The organism is Mesobacillus sp. S13 (assembly GCF_020422885.1).
GTDB lineage: Bacteria > Bacillota > Bacilli > Bacillales > Cytobacillaceae > Mesobacillus > Mesobacillus selenatarsenatis_A.
Window position 1 is genome coordinate 379861 of the sequence record NZ_CP084622.1, and the last position, 12673, is coordinate 392533.

Annotated in this window: 9 protein-coding genes; all 9 read left to right on the plus strand. The window is 41.4% G+C overall.

Features of this window, described 5'->3' with window-relative positions; genetic code table 11:
- Nucleotides 1-60 precede the first annotated feature (60 nt).
- On the plus strand, nucleotides 61-1581 hold the full coding sequence (locus LGO15_RS01950; RefSeq protein ID WP_167832377.1) for a sugar ABC transporter ATP-binding protein: 1521 nt from the start codon (nucleotides 61-63) through the stop codon (nucleotides 1579-1581).
- 12 nt (nucleotides 1582-1593) lie between these two features.
- Entirely contained in the window at nucleotides 1594-2769 is a 1176-nt protein-coding gene (locus LGO15_RS01955) for a sugar ABC transporter permease (protein ID WP_167832376.1), read from the plus strand.
- Between the two features lie 292 nt (nucleotides 2770-3061).
- A complete protein-coding gene (locus LGO15_RS01960; RefSeq protein WP_226086469.1) occupies nucleotides 3062-4039 on the plus strand; it encodes a sugar ABC transporter substrate-binding protein in 978 nt (325 codons plus the stop codon).
- The gene (locus tag LGO15_RS01965) at nucleotides 4032-5471 is read left to right on the plus strand and encodes a sensor histidine kinase (protein ID WP_226086470.1); all 1440 of its coding nucleotides are present in this window, start codon (nucleotides 4032-4034) and stop codon (nucleotides 5469-5471) included. Before LGO15_RS01960 ends, LGO15_RS01965 begins: the two co-directional genes overlap by 8 nt.
- A complete protein-coding gene (locus tag LGO15_RS01970; RefSeq protein ID WP_226086471.1) occupies nucleotides 5464-7002 on the plus strand; it encodes a response regulator in 1539 nt (512 codons plus the stop codon). The genes LGO15_RS01965 and LGO15_RS01970 overlap by 8 nt, the downstream gene beginning before the upstream one ends.
- A gap of 81 nt (nucleotides 7003-7083) precedes the next feature.
- A complete protein-coding gene (gene xylF, locus LGO15_RS01975; RefSeq protein ID WP_226086472.1) occupies nucleotides 7084-8163 on the plus strand; it encodes a D-xylose ABC transporter substrate-binding protein in 1080 nt (359 codons plus the stop codon).
- 68 nt (nucleotides 8164-8231) lie between these two features.
- Nucleotides 8232-9251, plus strand: a complete 1020-nt coding sequence (locus LGO15_RS01980; protein ID WP_226086473.1) for a Gfo/Idh/MocA family oxidoreductase — start codon at nucleotides 8232-8234, stop codon at nucleotides 9249-9251.
- 515 nt (nucleotides 9252-9766) lie between these two features.
- Nucleotides 9767-10093, plus strand: coding sequence for a hypothetical protein (locus LGO15_RS01985; protein WP_226086474.1), 327 nt, complete (start codon nucleotides 9767-9769; stop codon nucleotides 10091-10093).
- A 153-nt stretch (nucleotides 10094-10246) separates the two neighbouring features.
- Nucleotides 10247-12466, plus strand: a complete 2220-nt coding sequence (katG, locus tag LGO15_RS01990; protein WP_226086475.1) for a catalase/peroxidase HPI — start codon at nucleotides 10247-10249, stop codon at nucleotides 12464-12466.
- Nucleotides 12467-12673 lie beyond the last annotated feature (207 nt).

Consider the following 12673-nt stretch of genomic DNA (forward strand, 5'->3'; position numbering starts at 1 on the left):
GTATTCCATTTGAATACTATCACGCAATTATTATAGCTGTTTTGCTTGGAGGGAATGAGGATGAGCGAATATATTCTGGAGATGAAGCAGATTTCAAAGGAATTTACAGGAGTTAAGGCGCTCGACAATGTCAATTTTAAAGTGAAGAAGGGTGAAATTCACTGCTTAGTTGGAGAAAATGGGGCCGGAAAATCAACTCTGATGAAAGTACTTAGCGGGGTTTATCCTTACGGGACTTATGAAGGTGATATTGTTTACGAAGGTAAGGTGCAGCAATTCAATAAGATTAACGATAGTGTAAATGCAGGTATCGTGATCATTTACCAGGAGCTAGCTTTATTTCCTGATCTCACAGTTTATGAAAATATATTTGCTGGCAATGAAATCAAGCAAGGTGCTTTTATTGACTGGAATGAGACGATTGTTGAAGCAAAGAAATTGCTTGAAAAAGTTAACCTCGACATTAATCCGGAGACTCTTGTTAAAGATTTAGGAGTAGGGAAACGTCAGTTGATTGAAATTGCCAAAGCATTAAGCAAAGACGTAAAGCTTCTCATTCTCGATGAACCGACTGCAGCTTTAAATGAGGACGATAGTGAAAACTTATTAAACTTACTTGACGATCTTAGAAAACAAGGAATTACCTGCATTATGATTTCTCATAAATTGAAGGAAGTTATTTCGATAGCAAATAGTGCAACGGTTATTCGCGATGGGCAAACAATCACTACCCTGGATGCGTCTAAAGGTGAGATAACAGAAAATACGATAATAAAAAATATGGTTGGGCGTGAAATTCAAGATATCTATCCGAAACGTTCGAAAAACACATATGAAGAAAAGGTACTTGAGTTAAAAGGGTGGTCTGCGTACGACCAAAAGCTTGGCAGACATGTCGTGAAGAATGCGAATTTATATGTTAAAAAAGGTGAAATCATTGGTTTGGCAGGCTTAATGGGCTCTGGCCGAACGGAACTTGCCCTGAGTATCTTTGGAAACGCGAAGTCTTATAAATTGCAAGGCGACTTACTGCTGGATGGGATGCCAAAAGCATTGAAACATACTAGTGAGGCAATTAAAGCGGGCATTGCGTACGTTACTGAAGATCGTAAAGGGGATGGGTTGTTTTTACTGCAGGATATTAAAAGCAACATTTCTGCCGCGAATTTACATGGGATTTCTGCCAACGGAGTCATTAACGACAATGAAGAGATTAAAGTAGCAGAGGGCTATAAAACTTCATTGCACATCAAAGCCGCTTCTTTAGAACAGCTTGTTGGCAAATTAAGCGGTGGTAACCAGCAAAAAGTTTCGCTAGGCAAGTGGCTGTTTGTTGGCCCTAAACTCCTAATATTAGATGAGCCTACCCGAGGGATTGACGTGGGCGCAAAATTTGAAATTTATACGGTGATGAACAAGCTGATTGAAGAGGGATTGAGTATCATCATGATTTCTTCTGAGCTTGGTGAAGTATTGGGAATGAGTGACAGAGTGTATGTCATGGCCGAAGGAGAAATCAAAGGCGAATTGCCAATAGATGAAGCCAACCAGGAAAAAATAATGCAGCTTGCAACACAATAGGAGGTTAAACCAATGACTTTAATAAATGACGTGAAAACGTTAATCAGTAAAAATATTCGTGATTACGGGATGTACATTGCCTTATTCGTCATCTTTCTCATCTTTACCATTTTAACGGATGGCTTATTTATTTCTTCCCGCAATATTAGCAACTTGCTAGATTCTGCTGGTTATATTGCGGTTCTGGCTGTCGGTGTAATGCTGGTCATTGTCATAAGGCATATTGACCTTTCAATCGGGTTTTTAGCAGGTTTCCTTGGAGCAATTGCTGCCATACTTCTAATGCAGCATGGTTTACCGGTTTATATTGTGATCCCTGTGATTTTGCTCCTTGGAACAATTGCTGGTTTGTTTACAGGATTTCTTGTTGCAAAAGTAGGAATTCCTGCCTTTGTTGCAACACTGGCAGGCTGGCTGATTTATCGCGGTGCGATTCTTCAGGTTACAGAAAAGTCTGGAACCATTATCGTTCAAAATGATGCTTTTAATGCAATTGGAAATGGATACATTCCATCTATCATGCAGATTAGCGGGTTGCATTTACTATCTTTATTGATTGGGGTACTGGGAATCGTATTTTACAATTTTAGTGCAATCTCCAATCGTAGAAATAAGATTAAATATAATTTCCAAGTAGTTTCAAAGCAGATTTTTATTTTACAGCTTGTGTTCGTTTCGGCTATCATCGCTGCAATCACTTGGATTTTAGCTGGCTATAATGGTTTCTCTTGGACTGTGGTGATTATCTTATTAGTTGTGCTTGTCTATCATTTCTTGACAACGAAGACAGTACTTGGAAGACATATTTATGCAGTCGGCAGTAACCCAGAGGCTGCACATTTAAGTGGTATTGACGTTAACAAGATTACATTTATTGTGTTCGGTTCAATGGGCTTGCTATCTGCTTTATCAGGTATTCTATTTACTTCTCGTCTTCAGGCAGCCACTACAACTGCAGGAACACTATTCGAACTTGATGCCATCGCAGCTGCCTATGTTGGCGGTGTATCTGCAGCAGGGGGAGTAGGTAAAGTAACAGGGGCCATCATCGGAGCAATCGTAATGGCATCTTTAACAAGCGGAATGAATTTGCTGGGAGTAGGGATTTCCTATCAATATATGATTAAAGGTGGCGTTTTAGCCTTAGCCGTAATCTTCGACGTCATGACAAGAAGAAAAGGAAACTAACACCCTCTTTTAGCGGGCTTTCACCAAGACAATTGGGGAAGCCTTTTTTGACATATAAGAATGTGTGAAATTCACGTCGAGAATGGTCTAGCTCCAGCGCCTAGCCGGCTTTCATCCCTGAAAGTACTTCCTCGAGGTTTGCTCTCCAGCGCTTGTCGGGGCTGATTCAGGCGCTTGCGTTTTTCTTGCATAATTACCTTTAACTTTATAATGCGGTTTAATAGCCAGGCTGATAGAATCAAGTTAAATAACATCCAGACAGTCAGAGAAAGAAAAAGGGGAGAAAGCAAAGATGAAAAAGTATATGTATACCATACTGGGCCTTGTATTTGCCTCCCTTTGTTATCTCATTTTCGTATCAGCCAACATCGTCTTTAGTAATGACGTTTCCTTACCTAAAGCAAAGAAGGAAACAGACTCTCACTATCGCTTAGTTTTCATCACGAGAGACATGGACACGACATTTTGGAATAAGGTTGGCAAGGGAGCAGCGAGCCAGGCGGTGAAAGAAGGAGCCAGCCTTGAAATATGGGGAAGCTATAGCAATAATTCAGAACAATTCTTAAAAAAGCTGGAGCTGGCTATCCATTCCAAAGTGGATGGTATCATCATACAAGGGCTTGATACAGACGAGTTCAAAGAGCTCACAAAAGTAAAGGCTGCGTTTAATGGAATTCCGATTATTACGGTAGCAAATGATGTGCCAATGAAAGAGAGTTTAAGAAGAACATATGTTGGTTCAGACCAATTTCGTGCTGGAGGATTAATAGCAAGGCAGTTGTTAAGTGATATGGGGACGGAAGGGAATGTTGTCCTCCTTTCTGACAGGCAGAAAGAGTATTACCAAAATGAGAGATTAAAAGGCATCTATGACACTTTGAAAGTCTATCCAAATATTAAAATACAATATGCGGAAACAGCAGAGTCTAAGGATCAGGTCACCACCACGATGAGAGACCAGTTAAATCAAATGCCGGATGTGGATGCATTCATCGCGGTAAACGCGAACATGATTGGTCCAATGGTCCAGGAAATAGGAAAGCGCTCCCAAGTTGAACCTTATTTTATCTATACCTTTGATGATGGACCAGAATCGTTACCGCTTTTTGAAGAAGGCAAAATTGACGGAGTCGTCGAGCAAGATCCAGAAACAATGGGTGAAGTCAGTGTAGAGCAACTTGTTAATTGGCTGAATGGGGAGACGGTCCCGCTTGATATTAAAGGTTACTTCACAAACATACGCATATTGAAGGACAACAGAAATGAATAGCATTAGAAGAAAAATATTAACATTCACAACTATTGTCATTGTCATCATGTCCGTCATTTGGATCACTTTGACATTCTATAACTATAAAACACAAGTAAAGTATAATGACATCTTAAACCGATACTTAATATTGAGTGATGTCTCGAGGTCCAGCAATCAAGTAATCACAGACTTGAATAACTATATGAACCAATCAACACCAGAAAACTTACAGAAATTAGAGAGCAGTAAAAAGTCGCTGGAATCTGCCAGATATGAAGTGTTTAAGGTGAGAAATGAAGTGAATGATTTTACATTAACAAATTACATTCATTTAATGGGCAGTTTAATCGAGACAACGGACCGCTTGATGGGACTCGAACGAGATTCCGAGGCCGCGGTAAAAGACCTGGCAGAAACGACGCGTATTAGTAACTATATTTCCGATATGACGCTCACATTGATCGATATGGAACTCAAAACACATGAGCCATTCTATCGTGGAATCATGGAGCAATCAATTGAATTAGTGAAGCTTGCCATATGGATGATTTTATTAACATCCTTACTGTTATTATTGGCTACTTATTGGTTTTCCTTAAGCATCACAAGGCCGGTCCAACAATTAACAAAGGCTGCAAGTGAACTGGCGAAGGGGAGATTCGATAATGAAATAACAGTCAAATCGAATGATGAAATTGCCTTTCTAGCTAAGACATTCGATCATATGCGGACGAATATAAATAATTTGATTCAGCAAATAAAGGAAAAAGCAAAGCTGGAACATGAACTGCAGCAGAACAAAATTTTGCTGCAGGAAAGTCATTTCCGCAGTCTGCAAAGCCAAATGAATCCGCATTTCTTGTTTAATACGCTTAATACGCTATCGAAAAAAGCGTATCTGGAAGGGTCGGAAGAGATTAGTGATTTGCTCGTCAGCGTGGCAGATCTTTTACGTTACAATTTAAAGCAAATTGACCGTTCCGTCACATTAAGAGATGAATTAATGGTTGTCAATCAATATATGCAGATTCAGAAGGCGCGCTTTACAGATCGACTTCAACTGCAATTAGACATTGATGAATCATGCTTACATGTTGCGATTCCCGCACTTACCCTGCAGCCGATTATTGAAAATGCTGTCATTCATGCAATAGAGCCCAATATTAACGGGGGTGTCATCACAATTCGCATGAAAGAAAAGAATGAATCCGTCCTGATTCAAATTGAGGATGATGGAATCGGCATGTCTGAGGAAATCATTAATCAAATTCTAATGGAACGTCAAGTGCAGCCAGCAGGACATTCAACAGGAATAGGTTTCAGTAATGTGGTAAAGCGTCTGCGCCTTTTTTATGAGAGGGATGACGTCATAAATATTGAGAGCACATTAGGCAGCGGCACGGCAGTTCTATTGAAAATTCCGAAACAAAGAGGCGAAATGCATGATTAAACTTTTGATTGTGGATGATGAACAAATAGAACGGGAAGGGATGGAAGCCATTTTAAATCGGGCATTCCCGGAACTGATTGTTGAGCAAGCCAATAATGGGAGTAGAGCAGTAGAATTAGCAGCAAGTTTCAAACCAGACTTAGTATTAATGGATATCCAAATGCCTGGCATGAACGGCCTGGAAGCCGTAGAGCAGATACTTGCGGATTTTCCTACTACTAAATTCATCATGGTAACCGCATTTGATACGTTTAATTATGTGCAGTCAGCCTTAAAGCTTGGAGCAAAAGATTATATCTTAAAGCCGAGTAAGGTGAGTGAAATAAGGGCAACGGTCGGGAAGGTATTGAAAGAATTAGAAAACGAGAGGGAGTTACAAGCAGAAAACAGCATGCAGCGTGAAATGCTTCAAAGAACATTAGCTCTCGTTGAAACAGATGTTGTAACGCAGCTGCTATTTGATCATGTGCATGAAGTTCACTTAAATATGCTAATGGAAATGCTCGAAATCCAATCAACGAGTCAGGTATTTGTCATGAATGTGATTGTACCAGATGGACAGGAGCATCTTTACTCACGGATTAAAGAAAAAGTAAGGAAAACAAGAAGTGGTTGGATGGGTGCTCTATACGATGGCCAGCTGCCGATCATTATCTTTAGAAACAGTCAATCTTATCGATCACAAGCAACTTCTTTAGCAAGAGATATTTTATTAGAAGTAAACAAGGAGCAGAAAGCTGGCTGGTTCATTGGGATCGGTAATGATTGCAGCTCATTAGAGAAAATTCGTCAATCTTATCAAGAGGCAATCATTGCTTCGAGCAATAAGACGCTTCCGGTAAAATATCGGTTTTATCAAGATATACCTGTTTTGAATGAAACAGGCAGTTGGCAACAGGCGAAGTTTTTAAAAAAAGATCTTTCCGACCAGGTTCGCCTTGGACAGTGGGACGAAATTAAATCGAACATTAGCCATCTGATCCAGGCATACGAGATGGATGGGATAGAAATCCAGCAAGCACAACAATTCGTATTAGAAGCATTATGGTCAATCTGGTCGATTATAAGCGACTTGGGGATTGAGACAGCAACTCCAATTTACCATTATCAAGCGTCAAATTACCGTCAATTACGTTCTGAAACGGCCAATCTTCTGATGGATGTAAAAGATTCTTATGATAGACATTATATTAGTTTGGAAGCGGATACAATTTATCGGATCAAGCAATACATCATGGAAAATTCCCAACAGAATATTTCATTAGAAACGCTTAGTAATAAAGTCGGGTTAAGCCCCATTTATATCAGTAAAATGTTTAAAGAAAAACTAGGGATTAATTACATTGACTTTTTAACTGAGTGCCGCATTGAAAAAGCAAAGAAAATGTTAGCAGAACCGGAAAAGAGCATTAAGGAAATTACAATTGAAGTCGGCTATCATGAACCAAATTATTTTAGCAAAGTATTTAAAAAGATGTGCAATGTATCCCCAAGAGAATATCGTAAAACACTGCTTGGAATAAAAGAATAGTCTCTTTCCTATAAGAAAAGCAGTCTATAAGTGTAATGCCGAAGCGAAACAGAAATGCCGCAGGGGAAGGGAGGGAAAAAGATGGTAAGAAAGTTAAGGAAAGTCGGTTTAGTGAATCTTATCTTCCTTCTAATGTTATTGGCGGCATGCGAAGAGGGTGTGTCTCCGATACATAAAGAGAATAAAAAACCAGAGAATGAGAGGGTAACTGATTTTGAAGACAAGCTCAAAATCGGATTTTCGATGGACACTTTAGAAGAGGAACGGTGGCCAAGAGATAGGGACTTATTCAAAGAAGCGGTAGAGGCATTAGGAGCGGAAGTCGTGATACGGGAAGCGAAGGGTGACGATACCCTGCAAATTGTTCAGGCAGAAACGTTAATTAGCGAGGGGATTGATTTGCTTGTGATCGTGCCGCATAATGCAGAGGCTGTTGCAACGATCGTTAACAAAGCGCACTCTGCCGGCATTAAAGTTATCTCTTATGACCGTTTAGTGAAAAATTCATCTGTTGATTTTTACATTTCTTTTGACAATGAGTTAGTCGGAGAACTTCAAGCTGAGGCGATTACAGAGTTAGTTCCAAAAGGGAAGTATGTATATATCGGCGGAGCAAATACAGATAACAATGCTCATTTAGTCAAAAAAGGAGTTTTTAATGTCCTCCAGCCATTCATTGATAGGGGGGACATACAGATTGTGTATGATCAGTGGACTGAAAATTGGACTCCTGAAAATGCACAGGCAAATATGGAAGCCGCTTTGAAAATAAATAATAATGAGATAGATGCTGTTATTGCTGCAAATGATGCCACAGCAGGTGGAGTCATACAAGCACTTGAAGCACAAGGTCTTGCGGGGAAAATTCCAGTTGCAGGACAAGATGCAGACTTAGCAGCAGCTCAGCGTATTGTGCAAGGGACACAAATAATGACCATTTACAAACCTATTAAAACATTAGCATACGAAGCAGCAAGAGCAGCTATCAAAATGGCAGAGGGAGAAACCATTACAACGAATCGAAAGATGAATAACGGAAAATTAGAGATACCATCGCTCCTCCTTGCGCCAATTGCTGTAGATATTAATAATATAGAAGACACCATTATTGCTGATGGGTTTCATCTGCGAGAAGAGGTTTATGAAAAGATAGGGGAATGATCAATAGACCCGGATGGTATTTTTTAACACAATCATTTTATAACAACGAGATTGAAGGAGGTTCTTTCGTGATAAAAACAATAATTGTCGGGTTTGGTTTTGCCGCAAAGGTATTCCACTTGCCGCACTTAATTCATTCTGAGAAATATGAAGTGGTCGGGATTATTTCAAGATCAGGATCTTCCAAAGATCATAGTGATGTAAGCAATGTACCGGTATATGCAACGGTTGAAGAGGCACTTACTCAGAGTGAGGCAACCTTATATGTCATCACGACGCCATCTGACATGCACTATGATATGTTGAAACAATGTATTCTTGCAGGAAAAGACGTGCTTGTCGAAAAGCCGGCGTTTTTAACAGTTGAAGAAGGAAAAGAACTCATTCGGCTTACCCAGAATAGCGGGTCAGTAGTGTCTGTACACCAAAATCGCCGCTGGGACGGAGACTTTTTAACAATAACAAAGTTATTGAAAGAAGAAGTTCTCGGAGATTGGAAAGTCCTTGAATCACGGTTTGATCGATTCAGACCTGTTATACGTAACCGCTGGAGAGAGCAACCAGGAGCAGGATCGGGCATCTTATACGATTTAGGCTCACATTTAATTGATCAAGCACTTGTTTTGTTCGGTGAACCAGATGCATTATACGCAGAAATAATGACTCAACGGGAGAATGGTGAAACGGATGATGGCTTTCTCATCGTGCTTCATTATGGCCAGAAACGAGTCTATTTGCGCTCAAGTTCATTTATTAATTCTGCCTACCCTCGTTTTGAACTGCATGGATTAAAAGGCAGTTTCGTAAAATATGGGCTAGACAAGCAGGAACCTCAATTGGCAGATGGGACCTTCTATCAAGGAAAAGAAAAAGAAGTGGGTACAATCTATAGAGATGATACGAAAGAGGTAACGATAGAATCTGGAGGATACGACCACTTTTTTTCATTACTTGCAGATGGCATATCCAGTCGGGAGCCGGTTGTTTCAATGGAAGAAGCACTTAGAGTGACCAAGTTGATCGAACTGGCCCGTACATCTTCGGAAGAAGGAAGAATGATTAATAAAGAAGAATGGTTGAATGAGTGAAAATAATGAATCGTCTAATCCTGATCGGAATGCGATGAGACCCAATGGCTTACGACTTAGGATATTTGACATTAAGCTATGAATCAATCAGAGATTATCAACGGAATCAGGTGAAACTGGTTCCGTTTTTTGTAGTAACAAAAGCACCTTATGCGTTATCAATTAACGGAGAAAGTGTTGGGGGAAAGCTGGTAAGGGAGGTCAGTTATCATTCACAAAATTGTCGATAAGTTTATAAAATACTCAAATCGATTATATACCTAATATGGTATTCTTTTATAAGAAGAAGAAAGCGTAATACCCTCATAATTTCTCTAATAAACTCACCCTATTGCTAGATTTAGGATACAAACCTTTCTGAACAACCCTAAAACCCTCAATTTTTTTTGAAAGCCATCTCTTCACTAAACAAAAGTTACCTAATAGCAATACATACACGAAGGGAGTGATTACCCATGTAAACTACCCAACCACACTTCTATTAAATTTTATTTTTAAAAAAGGAGGAACAGTAAATGGGTCATGATATTTACGGTTTGAATAAAGCAAGGGAAGAAATTGCTTATGCGCGTTTTAGCATGGGGAATCATAATGCACTGCTGCTGTATCGCTTCCTCGATGCCTACCAGTTCTATGCCGGAGTCAGTGGGTCAGGTAAGAGCTCGATCTTTTCGCTGCAACAAGTTGAAAAGGCTATGAAAGGCTATAAAAAATTCTTTAAAACTGCTGCACCGTCGGAAAGTGATTGTACTTCCTGGGATCAAAAACAAATCTTCCTCTTTATCCAAAGCTGTTTAGAAACGGCACAGAAAGAAAAAAGTGTTGAAGTCTATTTTGGCTAGCGGTCTTTCAACCAATCTTATTTCCTCCAATTCCATTCTCAGTTGCTTCAAATCATAAAATATTCCAATTATAGATACTAAATTTCTTGCCTCTTTCATAGTTATTAATGGTGAAACTTTAATTATTTTTATTTAAACGAAAGGGGAAAGAAAATGGACAAGGATACTGCAAAGGTTGGAAAATGCCCTTTTACGCACGGGGGTGCTACTAGTCATAAAACTAGCGGGACGACGAATCGGGACTGGTGGCCGAACCAGTTACAATTGAATATTCTCCATCAGCATGACAGAAAATCCAATCCTATGGGAGAAGATTTTAATTATAATGAAGAGTTTAAAAAGCTGGACTATGATGCTCTGAAGCAGGACTTGCACGACCTTATGACAACAAGTCAGGATTGGTGGCCGGCTGACTATGGTCATTATGGGCCGTTGTTCATCCGGATGGCCTGGCACTCGGCAGGCACCTATCGTATTGGTGATGGCCGGGGCGGCGGCGGAACGGGTTCACAGCGTTTCGCGCCGCTTAACAGCTGGCCTGATAACGGCAACCTGGATAAGGCTCGCCGACTGTTATGGCCGCTCAAGCAGAAGTATGGCAATAAGATTTCCTGGGCTGACTTGATTTTGCTGGCAGGTAATGTGGCCATTGAGTCGATGGGCGGCAAGACAGTAGGCTTCGGCGCAGGAAGGCCGGATATTTGGCATCCGGAAGAAGACACTTACTGGGGTGTTGAATCAGAATGGCTTGGCGATAAACGGTACAGTGGCGATCGCGAGCTGGAGAATCCGCTTGCTGCGGTGCAAATGGGTCTTATCTATGTGAATCCTGAAGGACCGAATGGCAAGCCGGATCCACTGGCAGCAGCTAAGGACATTCGCGAAACCTTTGCGCGGATGGGCATGAACGATGAAGAAACCGTAGCCCTGATCGCTGGCGGACATACTTTTGGAAAAGCCCATGGGGCGGGGGACGCGGCCATGGTTGGTGCGGAACCTGAAGCTGCTTCGATTGAAGAAATGGGCTTAGGCTGGAAAAATGAATATGGCAGCGGCAAGGGCCGTGACACGATTACGAGCGGCCTGGAAGGAGCCTGGACGGCAAATCCGACACAGTGGGATAATGGCTACTTTGATTTATTGTTCGGCTACGAATGGTGGCTGACCAAGAGTCCTGCAGGTGCTTATCAGTGGCTGGCAGTAGATCCGGCCGAGAAGGATCTGGCACCAGATGCGGAAGATGCTTCTGTAAAAGTTCCAACCATGATGCTCACAACCGATATTGCCTTGAGGCATGACCCGGCATACGAAAAAATCTCCCGCCGATTCCATCAAAATCCAGATGAGTTCGCGGATGCATTTGCAAAGGCATGGTTCAAGTTATTGCATCGTGATATGGGCCCCAAATCAAGATATAAAGGTCCGGAAGTCCCAGAAGAAGATTTTGTCTGGCAAGACCCTGTTCCGGCTGTTGAATATGAATTAACCAATGAACAAGCAGAAAAGATCAAGGAATTGATTTTGGACTCCGAGCTTACTATCGGCGAGCTGGTTACGACTGCATGGGCTTCGGCAAGTACCTTCCGTGGCTCGGATTTCCGCGGAGGAGCGAATGGTGCCCGCATCCGTTTGGCTCCGCAAAAGGATTGGGAAGTGAATCAGCCGGAACAGCTTGCAAAGGTGATTGGTGTACTCGAAGACATTCAAAGCCGACTGGACCAGAAAGTCAGTCTTGCTGACTTGATTGTGCTGGGCGGAAATGCGGCTATTGAGAAAGCCGCTCGAGATGCTGGCTTCGATGTAAAGGTTCCATTCGCTCCTGGACGCGGGGATGCGACTCAAGAGCAGACGGATGTTGAAGGCTTTGAGGTCTTGGAGCCATATGCCGACGGTTTCCGAAACTATCAGAAGAAACAGTATGGCGTGAGTCCGGAAGAGCTGCTGCTGGACAAAGCACAGCTGTTGAACCTTAGTGCACCGGAAATGACGGCATTGATTGGCGGGATGCGCGTCCTTGGTACGAACCATGGTGGCACAAAACATGGCGTATTCACAGATTCCATCGGCACACTGACAAATGATTTCTTCGTGAATCTACTCGATATGGGAGTGGAATGGAAGCCAGTAGACGGTGTTGTATATGAAGGTCGTGACCGCAAGACAGGTGACCTAGTTCGAACAGCCACCAGAGTAGACCTCGTTTTCGGTTCTAACTCACAGCTTCGCGCGATTGCCGAAGTGTATGCCCAGGATGATAACAAAGAGAAGTTTGTGCGCGACTTTATTTCAGCTTGGGTCAAGGTCATGAATGCAGATCGGTTTGATCTGAGTGAACAGGCCCGTAACACTTCGGAATTGGCGTTAAAACATTAATAAATAGTTTAGTAGATAGCAGATCAATTGGTCTGCTATCTATTTTTTATGGATATAACTTTTTGGACCTACAGAGTTTGAAAAATAACCGGAGAAATTCCGCTTAAATTGAAAACAACCCTTTTTTTCTTAAAAATAAGGGTTGTTTTTCCGGTTATTTCATAAAAATCGTTGATTTTTGTCCATTTTATTGAAGTTAACCGGAAT